This window comes from Ruegeria sp. YKSF070, from assembly GCF_059612725.1.
Window position 1 is genome coordinate 1 of sequence record NZ_JBXWRD010000075.1, and the last position, 15,837, is coordinate 15,837.

The following is a 15,837-nucleotide window of genomic DNA, read 5'->3' on the forward strand; positions in this document are numbered from 1 at the left end:
GCAGCAGGGCGCGCGGTCAAAGCTCTGCCCCGGTTCCAGACCGATCACGGCGCGGCGCGGGGGAATGGCGTCGCCCTCGTCTGGGGCCAACTCGGGATAGACCGCCTGCACCACGTCATGCGCGGTCAACTCGGCCGAACCCAGCCGCGCCAGCAACTCGTCGCGATCCTTCAGTCGCAAGTGCTTGGCGGCGGTATCAAGCGCCTTGTCGGTAGCCTTGCGCCCCACATGGTCGAAGGCCGAACGCGCCAGTTCATGCCCCAGCTTGATGAACCGTTCGCGGTCCACCTCGCGCAGGGCACGGCGGATCGCGGTCTTGGCCTTGCCGGTCACCGCAATCTCAAGCCAGCTTACCTGCGGGGTCTGGCCCTCGGCGGTGATGACCTCGACCGACTGGCCGTTCTTGAGGCGGGTCCACAGCGGCACCCGGATCCCGTCCACCTTGGCCCCGACGCAGGCATGCCCGATCCGGGTATGGATGGCGTAGGCATAGTCGATCGGGGTGGCGCCGCGCGGCAGCTTGACCACATCGCCCTTGGGGGTGAAGCAGAACACCTGGTCGGAATACATCTCGAGCTTGACCGCTTCGAGGAAGTCTTCGTGATCCTCTTCGCTGTCGAACTGTTCGGTCAGGCCCGCGATCCACTTGGCCGGATCGACGGCAAAGGGGTTCTGGGTGCGCACCCCGTCGCGATAGGACCAATGCGCAGCAACCCCGGTTTCGGCCACGTCATGCATCTGGCGGGTGCGGATCTGCACCTCGACCCTCTTGCCGTCACGCCCCGATACGGTGGTGTGGATCGAGCGATAGCCGTTCGATTTCGGCTGGCTGATGTAATCCTTGAACCGCCCCGGAACCGCGCGCCAGCGCTGGTGGATAGCGCCCAGCGTGCGATAACAATCCTCTTCGGACTGGGTGATGATGCGGAACCCGTAGATGTCGGACAGGCGCGAGAAGCCCTGATCCTTTTCCTGCATCTTGCGCCAGATCGAATAGGGTTTCTTGGCGCGACCGAACACCTCGGCTTCGATCCCCGCCTTGTCCAGTTCGTGCCGCATGTCGCCGGTAATCCTGTGGATTACATCGCCGGTCTCGCGTTGCAGCGTGATGAAACGCCGGATGATCGACTGCCGCCCCTCAGGGTTGAGCACGCGAAAGGCCAGGTCCTCCAGCTCTTCGCGCATCCACTGCATGCCCATGCGGCCGGCAAGCGGCGCATAGATATCCATGGTCTCGCGCGCTTTCACGGCCTGCTTCTCGGGCCGCATTGCCTTGATGGTGCGCATGTTGTGCAAACGGTCGGCCAGCTTGACCAGGATCACCCGCAGGTCCTTGGACATGGCCATGAACAGCTTGCGGAAGTTCTCGGCCTGCTTGGTCTCGCGCGACGATAGTTGCAGGTTGGTCAATTTGGTCACCCCATCGACCAGCATCGCCACCTCTTCGCCGAACAGCTCGGACACCTGGCCATAGCTGGCCTTGGTATCCTCGATCGTGTCGTGCAACAGCGCGGTGATGATGGTGGCATCGTCCAGCCGCTGTTCGGTCAGAATCGCGGCGACGGCAACGGGATGGGTGAAATAGGGTTCGCCCGAATGGCGGAACTGGCCATCATGCATCTGATGCCCGAACTCGTAGGCACGGGTCAGACGCTCGGCATTGGTCTTGGGATTGTAGTTGCGGACCAGGGCAATCAGGTCGTCAGCAGAAATCATCCTGTCCGCATCCTCTCACGCGGCGTTCTCAGCCCTGCCCCTGTGCCTCCATGAGGGCACGCAGCAGGCGTTCCTCGGACATATCGTCCTCGGCCGGGCGGTCGCTCTCGGCACCCATCAGCAGGGCCATCTGGTCGTCTTCGGGCTCGTCCACCTCGATCTGGGTCTGGTTCGCCTCGATCAGGCGCTCGCGCAGCTCGTCGGCGCTCTGGGTCTCGTCGGCGATCTCGCGCAGCGACACGACAGGGTTCTTGTCATTGTCGCGGTCCACGGTGATCGCGGCGCCGGCAGAGATCTCACGCGCCCGATGAGCGGCAAGCAATACCAGCTCGAACCGGTTCGGAACCTTGTCTACGCAATCTTCTACCGTCACGCGGGCCATCAGCGACTCTCCAAAGTGCAGCTTTGTCCAGAAAGCACGGTTCTAGGCGCGTTTCCCCGGCTTGACAAGCAGGAAATGCCCGGCTTTCCGGTCAGACCGGCCGGATTTCCGCAAGGTCTTCGGGCGGCAGGGCCGCCAGCATCTCGCGCACGGTCAGGCCCGACACCGGGTGGCGCCAATCCGGCACGACATCTGCCATCGGCACCAGAACAAACCCCCGTTCCTGCAAGCGTGGATGCGGCAGAATCAGCCGGTCAGGAGCCAACTCGGCCTGACGGGCCGGGTCCAGTTGCAGCCAGGCCTCATAGCCCGCGCGGTCGGGCAGGACCTCGCCTCCATAGCAAACCAGATCCAGATCCAGCGTTCGCATACCCCAACGCTGCGCCCGCGCGCGCCCGAATTTCGCTTCGACCTCGTGCAACAGCGCCAACAAAGCAACCGGAGATAGATTTGTGTTGATGGAAATCGCTGCGTTGATGTAGTCAGGTCCTGCGCCTGCCGGGAAGCAGGGTGTCGTGAAAAAACGGCTCTCGCCGCGAATCACCAAACCCCTTTCAGAAAGCTCACGCACAGCATTCCGCAACGTCATTTCTGGAGGGTTTTGATCAAAAGATAGATTTCCACCCAAGGCGATAACGGCAATTTGCTCGGAATCCATCATTTTCGGTTTCCGTTCACGTCAAGAGTGCACTTGCCATACATGCCGATTCTCCTACATTGGGACTACTGATCCGCCGATTTTAAGCACTCACTCACGGATACATGGCGGCTTCGGTGCATACCGGAAGGAACAATTATGTTTTATAAGGACGAACGGCTAGCGCTGTTCATCGATGGTTCTAATCTTTATGCGGCGGCCAAGGCTCTGGGCTTTGACATTGACTACAAACTCCTCAGGCAGGAGTTCATGCGTCGCGGCAAAATGCTGAGAGCCTTCTACTACACCGCGCTGCTGGAAAATGACGAATACTCTCCGATCCGTCCGCTTGTCGATTGGCTGCACTATAACGGGTTCACCATGGTGACCAAACCGGCCAAGGAATATACCGACAGCATGGGGCGCCGGAAGGTCAAGGGGAACATGGATATCGAACTGACCGTCGATGCCATGGAACTGGCTCCGCGCGTCGATCATATCGTGCTCTTCTCGGGCGATGGCGATTTTCGCCCGTTGGTGGCCAGCCTGCAACGTCAGGGCGTGCGTGTGTCGGTCGTATCGACCATCCGCAGCCAGCCGCCGATGATCTCGGACGAGCTGCGCCGCCAAGCCGACAATTTCATCGAGCTTGAAGAGCTGCGTGACGTGATCGGCCGCCCTCCGCGCGAAGTACCGGCAGAGCCGCGCTCGTTTGCGGCCAACGGCAACTGAGCCGAACTTCAAAGACCCTGCTAAGGTAAAATAAACGGCCAGGTGAGCGCTCACCTGGCCGTATGTCATTAAGTAAGAATGCATGCTTCAATACCCGCCTTCTACCCCCCTTCAGTGACGGATTCGTGACACTCAGAACCGGGCTGGATCTGGGCCGCACAAATCCTTACCTGTGCTCAGGCAAGGAGACCCGCCCATGACCAAATCGCCCCTCACCCTTTATCTTGCCGCGCCGCGCGGGTTTTGCGCCGGTGTCGACCGCGCCATCAAGATCGTCGAGATGGCAATCGAGAAATGGGGCGCCCCCGTCTATGTCCGGCACGAGATCGTGCACAACAAGTTCGTCGTCGACGGGCTGCGTGCCAAGGGGGCGGTGTTCGTCGAGGAACTGGATGAATGTCCCGATGATCGCCCGGTGATCTTTTCCGCCCACGGCGTGCCAAAGTCGATCCCGGCCGAGGCCGAGCGGCGGCGGATGGTCTATGTCGATGCCACCTGCCCGCTGGTGTCCAAGGTCCATATCGAGGCCGAACGGCACGCGGAACGCGGCCTTCAGATCATCATGATCGGCCATCGCGGCCACCCCGAGACCATCGGCACCATGGGACAATTGCCTGAAGGCGAAGTGCTGCTGGTCGAAACGGTCGAGGATGTCGCCCGCATCGCGGTGCGCGACCCCGAACGCCTCGCCTTTGTTACCCAGACAACCCTGTCGGTGGACGACACGCGCGATATCGTGACAGCACTTCAGGCCCGGTTCCCGCAGATCGTCGGCCCGCACAAGGAGGATATCTGTTACGCCACCACCAACCGGCAAGAGGCGGTCAAGGCGGTAGCGCCAAAATCGGATGCGCTCTTGGTCGTTGGGGCGCCCAACTCTTCGAACTCGCGCCGTCTGGTCGAGGTCGCCGCCAAGGCGGGCTGTGCCTATGCGCAACTGGTGCAGCGCGCCGATGACATTGACTGGCGCGCGCTGGACGGCATCGCAACCATCGCCGTTTCCGCCGGCGCCTCGGCCCCCGAACTGCTGGTGAACGAGGTGATCGACGCCTTTCGCGCGCGGTTCGACGTGACGGTCGAAGTCGTCGAAACCGCAGTCGAACACGTCGAGTTCAAGGTTCCGCGCGTATTGCGGCAACCGGCATGAGCTTGCGCCAATGATCCCAGCCCGAATTTCGGCACCTAAGACGGTTCTGTTGCAAGCGTGACAGCCAGCATTCGCAACCTGCTGGCAAAACGTCACCGAAACCGCGCTTTCACCCAACGGCATTCGTGGCTAGTCTGGCCGCGAATACCCAACAGGCGCAGTCCGCAAGCTTGGTCAGGCTCTTGAGACCCTTTCGTTTCCATCTCGGCAGTTCTGTCGGTTTCCTCGTCGGCTCACCTCTGAAGGAGCGCACATGACCACCATCCCCCGCGCACCGCTGATCCTGGGCCTTGCCGGGCTGATCCCCTTCCTCTGGGGCGCGCTCACCTACCTGAGTCCCGCCCTGCAAGCCTGGGGCGCCGCTGCGCTCGGCCCACGTTTTGTCGGGCCTTATGTGCAGATCGCCTATGGCCAGATCATCCTGGCCTTCATGTCCGGCGTACTCTGGGGCTTTGCGACCAAGGCCGATGACCGCCGCGCCGCAACCGGCTATGCGCTTGCGGTGCTGCCCGCGCTCTGGGCCTTTTTCATGACCGGGGGCGGCCCGACCGGCGCGGCGATCAACCTGATCTTCGGCTTTCTGGGCCTGTTGATGCTGGATGCCGCCTTTGCCAGTTGGGGGCTGGCGCCGGTCTGGTGGATGCGACTGCGCCTTTTACTGACGGCGGTCGTCACCTTGTGCCTGGCGGTGGGGGCCTTTCTATGAGCGATCCCGAAACAATCCGCATCTATGATGACCGCGCCAGCGACTATGCCGCGCTGACCGAGGATCACAATGCCGCCGACCCCTTGCTGGAGGCCTTTGTCGCCATGCTGCCAAGCGGCGGTCGGGTGCTGGATCTCGGGTGCGGCCCCGGCACCTCTGCGGCCCAAATGGCGCGGGCAGGACTTACGGTCGTGGCGGTCGATGCCTCGGCCGAGATGGTGGCGTTGGCGGCGCAACACCCGGGCGTCACCGCCCGTCAGGCCCGGTTCGACGAGATTGAGGATACCGCCGCCTATGACGGCATCTGGGCCAATTTCAGCCTGCTACATGCCCCCCATGCCGAGTTTCCCGGCCATCTCGCCCGGCTCCATCGGGCCTTGAAACCCGGCGGAATTTTCCATATCGCCCTCAAACTCGGAACCGGCGAAGGGCGTGACAGCCTCGGCCGGTTCTACAGCTACCATCAGGAGGACGCGTTGGAGCATCTGTTGCAGCAGGCCGGTTTCACCGTTATCGACCGCGCCTTCGGCGCCGGGCCGGGCCTCAGTGGCGCGGTCGAGGACTGGATCGCGATGCGCGCCCATGCCTGAGCTCTTTGCCTATACCGACGGCGCCTGTTCCGGCAATCCCGGCCCCGGCGGCTGGGGCGTGCTGTTGCGCGCCATCGAGGGCGAGACCGTGCTGAAGGAACGTGAGCTTTCCGGCGGCGAGGGTGAGACCACCAACAACCGGATGGAGCTGCTGGCCGCGATCAACGCGCTGGAGACGCTGGAACGGCCCTCGAAAATCACCGTGGTCACCGACAGCGCCTATGTAAAGAACGGCGTGACCGGCTGGATCTTCGGCTGGAAGCGCAACGGCTGGAAGACCGCCGGCAAGAAGCCGGTCAAGAATGTCGAACTGTGGCAGCGGCTGGATGCGGCACAGGCGCGCCATGACGTGACCTGGGAATGGGTCAAGGGCCACGCGGGCCACCCGGAAAACGAACGCGCCGACGAGTTGGCGCGCGCAGGCATGAAACCCTTCAAGCCGAAGAAGGCCCGCGCGTGAGCCTGCTTGCCCTGCTCGATTACGCCTCGGTCCTTGTCTTTGCCCTGACCGGCGCGCTGGTGGCCAGCCGGGCGCAGCTCGACCTGGTTGGATTTGCCTTTGTCGCCTGCCTGACGGCGGTGGGCGGCGGCACCATGCGCGACCTGCTTTTGGGCCGCGACCCGGTGTTCTGGGTAGGCCAGCCCGCCTATATTCTGATCGCCTCGGGTGCCGCGGCGCTGGTCTTTTTCACCGCACACCTGGTCGAAAGCCGCTATCACCTGTTGATCTGGCTGGACAGTTTCGCGCTGTCCATCGCGGTGGCGGCAGGCACCGGGGTCGCACTGGCGCAGGGGCAACCGCCGGTGATCGTGGTGCTGATGGGGATGATGACCGGCTGTCTGGGCGGACTGATGCGCGATGTAGTTTGCAACGAGGTGCCGTTGGTCCTGAAACAGGGTGAGCTCTACGTCTCCTGCGCGCTGGCGGGCGCGGTGGCGGCGGTGATCGCTACCGGCTTGGGGCTGGCCACTCTGCCCGCGCTGGGCCTTTGCGCGTTTGTCTGCTGGGGTCTGCGCGCCGGATCGCTGGTCTTTGGCTGGCGCCTGCCAGTCTATAAAAGCCGCCCGCCGCGCACGCGCGGCTGACCCCCCCTTCATTTCGCCCCAAATACTCCGGAGCGCGAGGCAGAGCCTCGCATCCGTCCGGCCTGTCTCAGCGCCGCCGCAGATAGGTCTGCCACAGCCAGACCACCAGAAGCGCCCCCAGAACCGCGCCGACAAAGCCCGACAGCCAGCCCATCATCGTCAAGAGCGCCCGCAGGATCAGCCCGCCGATCAGCGCGCCCACGATGCCGATCAGCATGGTGGTGGGAATATCCGCCTCGACCCGCATCAGCCGGGTGGCCAGAAACCCGGCAGCGGCGCCGATGATGATCAGGGCAACGATATGCATCTCATTTCCTCCAGTGGAAGGGCACGATGATGAGCGCCCCGATGGACGAAAGAATGGCGTTCATCCCCGGAGACCCGAAGCCGATCCCGAACATGATCCGCACAAAGTAAAACAGGAAGGCCCCACCGACGCAGATGATGATGGATTGCAGATAGCCGTTATGGGTGAACCCCGATTTCTCGGAGATGTAGCCGACGATCCCGGCAATCACGACCGTTCCCATCAGAACCATGAACATGCGCAAAGCCCCTTCTACAGGTGGGTTCCCTTTGGCACGGGCCAACCGCGCAGGAAGATGTCGGCATCCTGCGCCCCTTTGCCCGCCCGTTGCAAGCGGGTGAGTGAGATAGCACCTGTGCCGCAGGCGACAGTCAGGGCATCGTCCAGCACTGCGCCTGGGGCGCCCTGCCCCACGGACAGGCGCGAGGCGAGCAGTTTCACCCGTTCACCCGCGATCTCGGTCCAGGCGCCGGGAAAGGGTGAGAGGCCCCGGATCTGCCGGTCGATCTCGACCGCCGGGCGGGTCCAGTTGACCCGCGCCTCTGCCTTGTCGATCTTGGCGGCATATGTGACGCCATCGTCAGACTGCGGCTCCGCAGTCAACTCGGGCAAATGTGCCAGCGCCTCGACGATCAGTTCGGCGCCCATGGCCGACAAGCGGTCATGCAGCGCACCAGTAGTCTCCTCCGCCCCGATGGGTGTGGCGGCGCGCAGCAGCACGGGCCCGGTATCCAGTCCCGCCTCCATCTGCATGATGCAAATGCCCGTTTCAGCGTCGCCCGCCATGATGGCCCGATGAATCGGCGCCGCGCCGCGCCAGCGCGGCAACAGGCTGGCATGGATATTCAGGCAGCCGTGGCGCGGCGCGTCCAGCACCGCTTGCGGCAGGATCAGCCCATAGGCCACCACCACCGCCACATCGGCGCCAAGTGCTGCGAAATCCGCCTGCGCCTCGGCCCCTTTCAGCGAGACCGGGTGGCGCACCTCCAGCCCCAGTTCCAGCGCGCGGGCATGGACCGGGGTCGGGCGGTCCTTTTTCCCCCGCCCCGCCGGGCGCGGTGGCTGGCAATAGACGGCGGCGATCTCATGCCCGGCCTCAACCAGCGCCTCCAGCACCGGAACCGAGAAATCGGGGGTTCCCATGAACACGACGCGCATGACCTCAGCCCCCCAGCTTGCGCGCCTTGCGCAGCAGCATGTCGCGTTTCACCTTGCTGAGATTGTCGAAATACATCCGCCCGTTCAGGTGGTCGATCTGGTGCTGCACGCTGGTCGCCTCGATGCCGACGAAATCGCGCCGGTCGACCTGACCCTGTTCGTTCAGGAACCGCACCGTCACCGCGCGCGGGCGCTTCAGCTTGGCCGAGACGCCGGGCAGGTTGGGGCTGGCCTCCTCATGTTCACGCAACTCGACCGAGGCATGCAGGATCTCGGGGTTCGCCAGACGCACCGCGCGACCCCGCTCGGACGAGCCATCGACCACCGCCAGCCGCAGCATCACCCCGATCTGCGGCGCGGCCAGGCCAACGCCCGGCATCGCCTCCATCGTGTCGATCATGTCGGTCCAGATGGCGCGGATCTCGTCGGTGATCTCGCTCACCTCGGCGGCGGGGCTGCGCAGATGCTTGTCGGGCCAGGGCAGACAGCGGCGGACGGTCATGGATGGTTTCCCTCATAAGCGGACAGCATGGCGGCGCGGGCCTGCGGGTCCAGATGATCCAGCGTGACGACCCCGTTCAGATGGTCGAATTCGTGCTGGATGCAGCGTGCCTCGAACCCGTCGAAATCGGCCATGTGAATGTCGCCCTCGGGCGCGGTCCATTGCACGGTTACCGCCTTGGGTCGGGTAACGGGCACCGACAGGCCGGGGATCGACAGGCACACCTCCTCCATCTCGACCGGCACCCGCTCGGCGGCCATGATCACCGGGTTGATCATCGCCATCGGGCTGGGCGTGCCCTCTTTCCAGCCGACATCCATGACGAAAAACCGCTGCATCACGCCGACCTGAGGCGCCGCCAGACCGCGCCCCTTGGCGGCATACATGGTGTCGAACATGTCGCGGATCAGATCGTCGGGCACGATCCCCTCAACCGGATCACAGCGTTGCGACAGGCGCGCATCGGGCCAGGTCAGGATCGGCAGGACGCTCACGCCCTTGCTCGCTCGCGCTTCAGCTTCTGCATCTTGCGGGTGATCATCTGGCGTTTCAGCGGCTTGAGATAGTCGATGAACAGCTTGCCATCCAGATGGTCGATCTCGTGCTGCACGCAAGTGGCCCAAAGCCCGTCAAAGGTTTCGCTTTGCAAGTTGCCGTCGCGGTCGATCCATTCGACATCCACCACCTTGGGGCGGGTCACCTCGGCATATTGCTCGGGGATGGACAGGCAGCCTTCCTCGTAAACATTGGTTTCGTCCGAGGCGGCAATGACGCGGGGGTTGAACATCACCAGCGGGCGCGCGGGCGCGCTTTCTTCCTTGACGCAATCGAGCACGATCAAGCGGTCCAGCACACCGATCTGCGGCGCGGCCAGACCGATGCCCGGCGCGTCATACATTGTTTCCAGCATGTCGTCTGCCAGCGCGCGCAATTCGTCCGAGATATCGGCCACGGGCGCGCAGACCTTTTTCAGGCGCGGATCGGGATGAATGAGAATAGCACGTTTCATGGTCCCGATTTAGGCGATTGACCGCCCTGCTGCAACGCCCCTTGCGCATGGCGGCAAACTGGCTAGCCTCTGGCCGACAATTGACCCTCGGAGACCCAGATGAGCTTTGACGACCTGATCGACCGCCACGGAACCTTTTGCTCGAAATGGGACATGATGGAACCCATCTATGGCGTCCCCGCACAGGACGGTCTGGCCATGTGGGTCGCCGACATGGATTTCCGCGCGCCCGATCACCTGCTGGCCAAGCTGCGCGAGATGACGGACCATGGCGTGCTGGGCTATGTGAACTATGACAAGCCCTATACCGACGCGATCCGCTGGTGGATGCGCAGCCGCCACGACTGGGATGTGGCGCCCGAGGCGATCTTTACCACCACCGGGCTGGTGAACGGTGTGGGCATGTGCCTTGACACCTATACCCAGCCGGGCGACGGGATCGTGCTGTTCACCCCGGTCTATCATGCCTTTGCCAAGGTGATCCGCAATGCGGGCCGGCAGGTGGTGGAATGCCAGATGGTCAACACCGATGGCCGGTATGAAATGGATTTTGCCGCCTATGACGCGCAGATGACCGGCAACGAGCGCATGGTGATCCTCTGCTCGCCGCACAATCCCGGCGGCCGGGTCTGGACGCAAGAGGAACTGCGCGCGGTGGCCGATTTCGCCAAGCGGCACGATCTGCTTCTTGTGTCGGACGAGATCCATCATGACCTGGTCTATCCGGGACACACCCATATCCCGATGCCCAACGCGGCGCCCGATATCGTCGACCGGCTGTTGATGCTCACTGCGCCGTCCAAGACGTTCAACATCGCGGGCCTGCATACCGGGCAGGTAATCATCCCCGACCCCGAACTGCGTGGACGTTTCGCCAAGAGGATGGCCGCGCTCTCGCTGGCACCGAACTCGACCGGGCAGATGGCGACGCTGACCGCATATTCTCCCGAAGGGGCGGAATGGGTTGATGGGCTGCTGGCCTATCTGGACGAGAACCGGCGCCTCTTCGAAAGCGCCATCTCGGCCATTCCCGGTTTGCGCGCGATGCCGCTCGAGGCGACCTATCTCGCCTGGGTGGATTTCTCGGGAACGGGCATGGAGCGGGCCGAATTCACCGAGCGGGTCGAACAACAGGCAAAGATTGCAGTGAACCACGGCACCAGTTTCGGCACCGGCGGCGAGAGTTTCCTGCGCTTCAACCTTGGCACCCAGAGGGCGCGGATCGAGGATGCGATCGACCGGCTCAACAGCGCCTTCGGCGATCTGCAATAGGTGATATGCGGTAGGCGAGCCCGGTTCGCGCATCGATAACCAGACCGACCTCGATCAACCTGACCCGCATGGTTGCACAGGGCCCGTCGAGGACGCCCGCAAGGCAGAGGAGGCTACTCCTTGCCCAGCAACCCGATGGGCGCGTCCACTCCGCGTTCAAAGTCGAGCGGGGCATGATCCTGCGCCAGCGTGTGCCGCTTGAACTCATAGACCATCTCGCCGCCTTCAGCGCCCGAGGCCACGATCAGGCATTGATAAAGCAGGTTTGACCCCTCGTAGATGTCGACCAGACCGCGTAATGGCGGCGTATTTTCTGCCTCGACGGCAAATCCGTCGCGCCAAAGCCGAAGTACAGTATAAAACATACCGATATGTTCCACCCGCAAGCGGCTCATCTTCTTCAATCCAGCGATCCGGGCCCGGGCCAGATCCTCGCCGACTTCTTTTGAAATATAGGTGCTCATAAAGCGTCTCCGTGCGAACCTCATCAGCCTGCCCCAGCATCCATTAAAATCAAGCAAAGATTTTCATGTTCGGTGCATGGCACCCGCGTGCTTTCCGCGGGGCCGCGCCGGATGTGCACCTGCGCAGGTCAGGTGCGCGGCAACGGCGTGGTATCCCGCACCGCAGATCCTAGATGCTGATCAAAGCAGAAGGAGACTGCGATGGGCCTGCTGATCGACGGCATCTGGCATGACACCTGGTACGATACCAAATCCAGTGGCGGCGCCTTCCAGCGCTCGGCGGCGCAGTTCCGCAACTGGGTCACCCCCGATGGCACCCCCGGACCATCCGGCAAAGGCGGCTTTGCCGCCGCCTCGGGGCGCTACCACCTTTATGTCAGCTATGCCTGTCCCTGGGCACACAGGACCCTGATCTTTCGCGAAATCAAGGGTTTATCCACACATATCCCGGTTTCGGTCGTGCATCCCGACATGCTGGACCAAGGCTGGACCTTTGCACCCGAGACAGAGGGCCGCACCGGTGACCGCCTGTATGGGCTGAACTATGCCCATCAGATCTATACCCGTGCCGACCCAGCCTATTCCGGACGCGTCACCGTGCCGATCCTGTGGGATACCGAGCGCCAGACCATCGTGTCCAACGAAAGCGCAGAGATCATCCGCATGTTCAACTCGGCCTTCGATCACCTGACCGGAAATCACGAAGATTTTTGGCCGGAGTGCATCCGAGAAAAAATCGAGACGGTGAACGCGCGTATTTACGAAAACGTAAACAATGGCGTCTACAAATGCGGATTTTCCACGACTCAAGAGGCATATGACGCTGCGGTGCACCCACTGTTCGACACTCTGGACTGGTTGGAATCACGTCTTGCGAACAACCGTTACCTAATGGGTGACCAGGTAACCGAGGCTGATTGGCGCCTGTTCACCACGCTGATCCGCTTTGATCCGGTCTATCATCTGCATTTCAAATGCAACCGGCGGCGGCTGATCGATTATCCAAACCTCTGGGCCTATACGCGGGAACTGTATCAATGGCCCGGTGTGGCGGGAACCGTGCATATGGATCACATCATCCGGCACTACCATTACAGCCATGACAGCATCAATCCGCACCGAATCGTTCCGATCGGACCCGAGCTCGACCATCTCGCGCCGCATGGTCGCGATCAGCGCGCGGTGGCGTAGTGTTCCACCATCGCCGCAAGATCCTCGGGCGGCGTATCGCCATGCACATAGGCGCAGGCGTTCGGACTGTGAGCAAAGATTGAACCGTCTGAAAAGAAAGTCGTATTGGTAACGAAAATCACCCGTGCATCCGGGCGGCGGTAGCTGGCGAAATCCGCAACCGCCAAGGCGCTGCCCTGCTCAAGCACCAGATCCAGAACAATAATCTCGAACTCCGCCCGGTAGAGTGCCAGGATCGCATCCTCTTGCGACGTCACTAACGTGACCTGCAAACCCTGACGTTGCAGGTGGCGCTGCCAGAGCGTGCCAAGCTCTGGGTTACTTTCGACGATCAACACATGCATAACAGTAAACCCGGCACTTCTGTTTGAGTTCGTTGGTGGCGCCAGTCTCCCTTGGCTCCGTAATCTGATCAAATGCTTTACAAATTGTTAACATCGGTTCCCTCGCACCGGAAGCCGCGTTCGTCCCTTGAGCTTCGGGCGGAAATCCGCTTGATGCAAGTCGCGATGTCGGAGAAGACAAGAACATGAACACGGGATTTGCCAATCCGCCCACACTGCCGGACGATCCGACCGATCCGCGCGCGCGCCGCGATCATGGCGGCGGGCTGGACGGGGCGATGCGCCAGTATGGCGGCGCGCACGCCGACTGGATCGACCTGTCGACCGGCATCAATCCCTTGCCCTATCCGGTCGGCACGCTGATGCCCGAGGACTGGACCGCCCTGCCCGATCACGGCGCCTTTGGTGAACTGACGCGCGCCGCCCGCCGGTTCTGGCACCTGCCCGACGCAGCGGCGATCCTGCCCGCGCCCGGCGCCTCGGCCCTGATTGCGCGCATTCCGGCGCTGGCAGGTCCCGCGCGGGTACGGATCACCCGGCCCACCTATAACGAACATGCCGCCGCCTTTGCCGCCCATGGCTGGCAGGTGGTCGATGATGGCCCGGCCGAGGCACGGGTGATCGTGCACCCCAACAATCCCGATGGCCGGGTCTGGACCGAGGACGAGGCCGAAGGCGCGCTTTGCGTAATCGACGAGAGCTTTGGCGACGTGGCACCCGAGACCTCGCTGGCGCATCTGGCCACGCGCCCGGGCACCCTGGTGCTGAAAAGCTTTGGCAAGTTCTGGGGGCTCGCCGGGCTGCGGCTCGGCTTTGCCATCGCCCTGCCCGACACTATTGCGCGCCTCAACGACCTGACCGGCCCCTGGGCGGTGTCGGGACCGGCGTTGCGCATCGGGACAAGGGCGCTGAGCGATCCTGCATGGGCCGAAGAGACCCGTATCAGGCTGGCACAGGAGGCCACCCGGCTCGACACGCTGATGACCGCGCGCGGCGCCGAACTTCTGGGTGGCACCGACCTGTTTCGCCTTTACCACGTCGATGATGCCGCCGCCTGGCAGCACCGTCTGGCCCAGGCCCGGATCTGGAGCCGCATCTTTCCCTATTCCAACCATTTCCTGCGGCTGGGCCTGCCCCCCGTCGAGGGATGGGACCGGCTGGAGAGCGCGTTATGAGCACCGCCCTGCTCCTCGGCTTTGCCATGCTGCTGGATGCCGCGCTGGGAGAGCCCGACTGGCTGTGGTCGCGCCTGCGCCACCCGGCGGTTCTGATCGGCAACATCATCTCGGTTCTGGACGAAGAGTTGAACGAGGGCGGGCATCGCCGGCTCAAGGGTGTCGCGGTGACCGCGATCCTGGTGGTAGGGGCGTTGTCAGTGGGCGCGCTGCTGTCGCTGCTCGGGCCGGTGGCCGAGGTGCTGATCTGCGCCATCCTGCTGGCACAGAAATCGCTGGCCGGGCATGTGGCGGATGTGGCCGATGCACTGCGCCTGTCACTGCCCGAGGCGCGGCGCAGCGTCGCCCGCATCGTCTCGCGCGATACGGCCACCATGTCCGAACCGCAGGTGGCGCGCGCCGCCATCGAAAGCGCCGCGGAGAACCTCAGCGACGGGGTGATTGCGCCCGCCTTCTGGTTTCTGGTCGGTGGCCTGCCGGGCCTGCTGCTTTACAAGACGGTCAACACCGCCGACAGCATGGTGGGCTATCTGAACGAGCGCTATGCACAGTTCGGCTGGGCCGCAGCACGGCTGGATGACCTGCTCAACCTGATCCCGGCCCGGCTGACATGCGGCATGATCGTGCTGCTGTCCAATGGCTGGCGCCACTGGCGCGGCATCGTCGAGGACGCCCAGCGCCATATCTCGCCCAATGCCGGCTGGCCCGAGGCCGCCATGGCCCGCGCGCTCAACATCGCGCTGGCCGGACCGCGCAGCTATCACGGCGAAATCCGGTATCTGGCCTGGGTAAACGAAGAGGGCCGCAAGGAAATCGGCCCGCGCGAGATCGAACGCGCGGTGACCCTGCTGTGGCAGGTCTGGGCGCTGGCCCTGGGTCTGACCTTGACGCTGGTGGCGCTGGCGGCGATCTTCTGATCGTATTACAGAACCAAACCAACAGGACATCATGCGCATTCTTCCCCAGATCATGGCCGCTATTGTGCTGGCCTCTCCGGCGCTGGCGCAATGCGGCGGCGGTTTTTCGAACTTTGTCGATGGTCTCAAGGCCGAGGCGGTTTCGATGGGACACGATGCGGCACTGGTCGACCGCTTCTTTCAGGGGGCGGCGCAGGACGCCAAGGTGCTCAGGGCCGACCGCGCGCAGGGCGTGTTCCAGAAACCCTTTGTCGAATTCTCGCGCCGTCTGATCTCACAAAACCGGCTTGAGACCGGCAAGGCGATGGGGCGCAAATACGATGCGGTGTTCGACCGGATCGAGGCGGAATACGGCGTGTCGCGCGGGGTGCTTCTGGCGTTCTGGGCGTTCGAGACCGATTTTGGCGGCTATCAGGGCGATTTCAACACCCGCAATGCGCTGGTCACGCTGGCGCATGACTGCCGCCGGCCCGAGCTGTTCCGGCCGCAGATATTCGCCGCA

General features: G+C 63.2%; 22 protein-coding genes. 11 read left to right on the forward strand and 11 right to left on the reverse strand.

All coding sequences use genetic code 11. The features are described 5' to 3' along the window. The 3 genes from AC2FL1_RS21970 to folK all read right to left on the reverse strand — a co-directional run. Positions 1–1,716 (reverse strand): RelA/SpoT family protein (locus AC2FL1_RS21970; protein WP_496878337.1); only part of this gene is annotated, 1,716 nt, incomplete at its 3' end. 28 nt (positions 1,717–1,744) lie between these two features. Beyond that, on the reverse strand, positions 1,745–2,098 hold the full coding sequence (gene rpoZ / locus AC2FL1_RS21975) for a DNA-directed RNA polymerase subunit omega (protein ID WP_496825740.1): 354 nt from the start codon (positions 2,096–2,098) through the stop codon (positions 1,745–1,747). 91 nt (positions 2,099–2,189) lie between these two features. Beyond that, positions 2,190–2,759 (reverse strand): 2-amino-4-hydroxy-6-hydroxymethyldihydropteridine diphosphokinase, encoded by a 570-nt coding sequence (folK, locus tag AC2FL1_RS21980; RefSeq protein WP_496878338.1) that lies wholly within the window; start codon positions 2,757–2,759, stop codon positions 2,190–2,192. Between the two features lie 135 nt (positions 2,760–2,894). Here folK and AC2FL1_RS21985 point away from each other — a divergent pair, with 135 nt between their 5' ends. From AC2FL1_RS21985 to AC2FL1_RS22010, 6 genes are all read left to right on the forward strand, one after another. After that, the gene (locus tag AC2FL1_RS21985) at positions 2,895–3,467 is read left to right on the forward strand and encodes a LabA-like NYN domain-containing protein (protein ID WP_234172050.1); all 573 of its coding nucleotides are present in this window, start codon (positions 2,895–2,897) and stop codon (positions 3,465–3,467) included. A 196-nt stretch (positions 3,468–3,663) separates the two neighbouring features. After that, on the forward strand, positions 3,664–4,614 hold the full coding sequence (gene ispH, locus AC2FL1_RS21990; RefSeq protein ID WP_496825743.1) for a 4-hydroxy-3-methylbut-2-enyl diphosphate reductase: 951 nt from the start codon (positions 3,664–3,666) through the stop codon (positions 4,612–4,614). 253 nt (positions 4,615–4,867) lie between these two features. Then, positions 4,868–5,320: a DUF3429 domain-containing protein gene (locus AC2FL1_RS21995; protein ID WP_234165829.1), complete on the forward strand. Its 453-nt coding sequence runs from the start codon at positions 4,868–4,870 to the stop codon at positions 5,318–5,320. After that, positions 5,317–5,910 carry a class I SAM-dependent DNA methyltransferase gene (locus AC2FL1_RS22000; protein WP_496825746.1) on the forward strand — a complete coding sequence of 198 codons (594 nt, stop codon included), beginning with the start codon at positions 5,317–5,319 and terminating at the stop codon, positions 5,908–5,910. The genes AC2FL1_RS21995 and AC2FL1_RS22000 overlap by 4 nt, the downstream gene beginning before the upstream one ends. Continuing rightward, positions 5,903–6,370 (forward strand): ribonuclease HI, encoded by a 468-nt coding sequence (rnhA, locus tag AC2FL1_RS22005; protein WP_234216945.1) that lies wholly within the window; start codon positions 5,903–5,905, stop codon positions 6,368–6,370. Before AC2FL1_RS22000 ends, rnhA begins: the two co-directional genes overlap by 8 nt. Next, positions 6,367–6,996, forward strand: coding sequence for a trimeric intracellular cation channel family protein (locus AC2FL1_RS22010; RefSeq protein ID WP_496878339.1), 630 nt, complete (start codon positions 6,367–6,369; stop codon positions 6,994–6,996). The genes rnhA and AC2FL1_RS22010 overlap by 4 nt, the downstream gene beginning before the upstream one ends. Before the next feature lie 67 nt (positions 6,997–7,063). On the opposite strand, the gene AC2FL1_RS22015 is transcribed toward AC2FL1_RS22010, so the two are convergent. From AC2FL1_RS22015 to def (AC2FL1_RS22040), 6 genes are read right to left on the reverse strand one after another with little or no spacing between them, the layout of a single operon-like run. Next, positions 7,064–7,303 (reverse strand): GlsB/YeaQ/YmgE family stress response membrane protein, encoded by a 240-nt coding sequence (locus tag AC2FL1_RS22015; RefSeq protein ID WP_496878340.1) that lies wholly within the window; start codon positions 7,301–7,303, stop codon positions 7,064–7,066. A gap of 1 nt (position 7,304) precedes the next feature. Then, positions 7,305–7,541 carry a hypothetical protein gene (locus tag AC2FL1_RS22020; protein WP_234220616.1) on the reverse strand — a complete coding sequence of 79 codons (237 nt, stop codon included), beginning with the start codon at positions 7,539–7,541 and terminating at the stop codon, positions 7,305–7,307. A 14-nt stretch (positions 7,542–7,555) separates the two neighbouring features. Next, complete coding sequence (gene fmt, locus AC2FL1_RS22025) at positions 7,556–8,461, reverse strand: methionyl-tRNA formyltransferase (RefSeq protein ID WP_496878341.1); 906 nt, start codon at positions 8,459–8,461, stop codon at positions 7,556–7,558. A gap of 4 nt (positions 8,462–8,465) precedes the next feature. Next, positions 8,466–8,963 (reverse strand): peptide deformylase, encoded by a 498-nt coding sequence (def, locus tag AC2FL1_RS22030; protein ID WP_496825755.1) that lies wholly within the window; start codon positions 8,961–8,963, stop codon positions 8,466–8,468. Next, positions 8,960–9,457, reverse strand: a complete 498-nt coding sequence (gene def / locus AC2FL1_RS22035) for a peptide deformylase (RefSeq protein ID WP_496878342.1) — start codon at positions 9,455–9,457, stop codon at positions 8,960–8,962. The genes def (AC2FL1_RS22030) and def (AC2FL1_RS22035) overlap by 4 nt, the downstream gene beginning before the upstream one ends. After that, entirely contained in the window at positions 9,454–9,972 is a 519-nt protein-coding gene (gene def, locus AC2FL1_RS22040) for a peptide deformylase (protein ID WP_496878343.1), read from the reverse strand. The genes def (AC2FL1_RS22035) and def (AC2FL1_RS22040) overlap by 4 nt, the downstream gene beginning before the upstream one ends. Before the next feature lie 99 nt (positions 9,973–10,071). Here def (AC2FL1_RS22040) and AC2FL1_RS22045 point away from each other — a divergent pair, with 99 nt between their 5' ends. After that, a complete protein-coding gene (locus tag AC2FL1_RS22045; protein WP_496878344.1) occupies positions 10,072–11,244 on the forward strand; it encodes a MalY/PatB family protein in 1,173 nt (390 codons plus the stop codon). A gap of 113 nt (positions 11,245–11,357) precedes the next feature. Here AC2FL1_RS22045 and AC2FL1_RS22050 read toward each other — a convergent pair whose 3' ends face one another. Beyond that, positions 11,358–11,708, reverse strand: a complete 351-nt coding sequence (locus AC2FL1_RS22050; RefSeq protein ID WP_496825763.1) for a hypothetical protein — start codon at positions 11,706–11,708, stop codon at positions 11,358–11,360. Between the two features lie 201 nt (positions 11,709–11,909). On the opposite strand from AC2FL1_RS22050, the gene AC2FL1_RS22055 reads away from it, so the two are divergent. After that, complete coding sequence (locus AC2FL1_RS22055) at positions 11,910–12,899, forward strand: glutathione S-transferase family protein (protein ID WP_496825765.1); 990 nt, start codon at positions 11,910–11,912, stop codon at positions 12,897–12,899. On the opposite strand, the gene AC2FL1_RS22060 is transcribed toward AC2FL1_RS22055, so the two are convergent. After that, positions 12,881–13,243, reverse strand: coding sequence for a response regulator transcription factor (locus AC2FL1_RS22060; protein WP_496825767.1), 363 nt, complete (start codon positions 13,241–13,243; stop codon positions 12,881–12,883). The two genes, AC2FL1_RS22055 and AC2FL1_RS22060, sit on opposite strands and share 19 nt — an antisense overlap. A 185-nt stretch (positions 13,244–13,428) precedes the next feature. On the opposite strand from AC2FL1_RS22060, the gene cobD reads away from it, so the two are divergent. The 3 genes from cobD to AC2FL1_RS22075 form a co-directional block, all read left to right on the forward strand. Beyond that, positions 13,429–14,418 carry a threonine-phosphate decarboxylase CobD gene (gene cobD / locus AC2FL1_RS22065; protein ID WP_496825769.1) on the forward strand — a complete coding sequence of 330 codons (990 nt, stop codon included), beginning with the start codon at positions 13,429–13,431 and terminating at the stop codon, positions 14,416–14,418. Next, complete coding sequence (cbiB, locus tag AC2FL1_RS22070; RefSeq protein ID WP_496825771.1) at positions 14,415–15,335, forward strand: adenosylcobinamide-phosphate synthase CbiB; 921 nt, start codon at positions 14,415–14,417, stop codon at positions 15,333–15,335. The genes cobD and cbiB overlap by 4 nt, the downstream gene beginning before the upstream one ends. A gap of 31 nt (positions 15,336–15,366) precedes the next feature. Beyond that, positions 15,367–15,837: lytic murein transglycosylase (locus AC2FL1_RS22075; RefSeq protein WP_496878345.1), on the forward strand; the 471-nt coding region annotated here is incomplete at its 3' end.

Bases quoted from the DNA above. Each gene is read 5' to 3' on its own strand.
- fmt (WP_496878341.1), bottom strand. From the start codon at position 8,461: ATGCGCGTCGTGTTCATGGGAACCCCCGATTTCTCGGTTCCGGTGCTG.
- AC2FL1_RS22055 (WP_496825765.1), top strand. From the start codon at position 11,910: ATGGGCCTGCTGATCGACGGCATCTGGCATGACACCTGGTACGATACC.
- AC2FL1_RS22015 (WP_496878340.1), bottom strand. From the start codon at position 7,303: ATGCATATCGTTGCCCTGATCATCATCGGCGCCGCTGCCGGGTTTCTG.
- cbiB (WP_496825771.1), top strand. From the start codon at position 14,415: ATGAGCACCGCCCTGCTCCTCGGCTTTGCCATGCTGCTGGATGCCGCG.
- def (WP_496878343.1), bottom strand. From the start codon at position 9,972: ATGAAACGTGCTATTCTCATTCATCCCGATCCGCGCCTGAAAAAGGTC.
- rnhA (WP_234216945.1), top strand. From the start codon at position 5,903: ATGCCTGAGCTCTTTGCCTATACCGACGGCGCCTGTTCCGGCAATCCC.
- AC2FL1_RS22045 (WP_496878344.1), top strand. From the start codon at position 10,072: ATGAGCTTTGACGACCTGATCGACCGCCACGGAACCTTTTGCTCGAAA.
- AC2FL1_RS22000 (WP_496825746.1), top strand. From the start codon at position 5,317: ATGAGCGATCCCGAAACAATCCGCATCTATGATGACCGCGCCAGCGAC.
- AC2FL1_RS22060 (WP_496825767.1), bottom strand. From the start codon at position 13,243: ATGCATGTGTTGATCGTCGAAAGTAACCCAGAGCTTGGCACGCTCTGG.
- AC2FL1_RS22050 (WP_496825763.1), bottom strand. From the start codon at position 11,708: ATGAGCACCTATATTTCAAAAGAAGTCGGCGAGGATCTGGCCCGGGCC.
- cobD (WP_496825769.1), top strand. From the start codon at position 13,429: ATGAACACGGGATTTGCCAATCCGCCCACACTGCCGGACGATCCGACC.
- AC2FL1_RS21985 (WP_234172050.1), top strand. From the start codon at position 2,895: ATGTTTTATAAGGACGAACGGCTAGCGCTGTTCATCGATGGTTCTAAT.
- folK (WP_496878338.1), bottom strand. From the start codon at position 2,759: ATGATGGATTCCGAGCAAATTGCCGTTATCGCCTTGGGTGGAAATCTA.
- def (WP_496825755.1), bottom strand. From the start codon at position 8,963: ATGACCGTCCGCCGCTGTCTGCCCTGGCCCGACAAGCATCTGCGCAGC.
- AC2FL1_RS22020 (WP_234220616.1), bottom strand. From the start codon at position 7,541: ATGTTCATGGTTCTGATGGGAACGGTCGTGATTGCCGGGATCGTCGGC.
- ispH (WP_496825743.1), top strand. From the start codon at position 3,664: ATGACCAAATCGCCCCTCACCCTTTATCTTGCCGCGCCGCGCGGGTTT.
- AC2FL1_RS21995 (WP_234165829.1), top strand. From the start codon at position 4,868: ATGACCACCATCCCCCGCGCACCGCTGATCCTGGGCCTTGCCGGGCTG.
- rpoZ (WP_496825740.1), bottom strand. From the start codon at position 2,098: ATGGCCCGCGTGACGGTAGAAGATTGCGTAGACAAGGTTCCGAACCGG.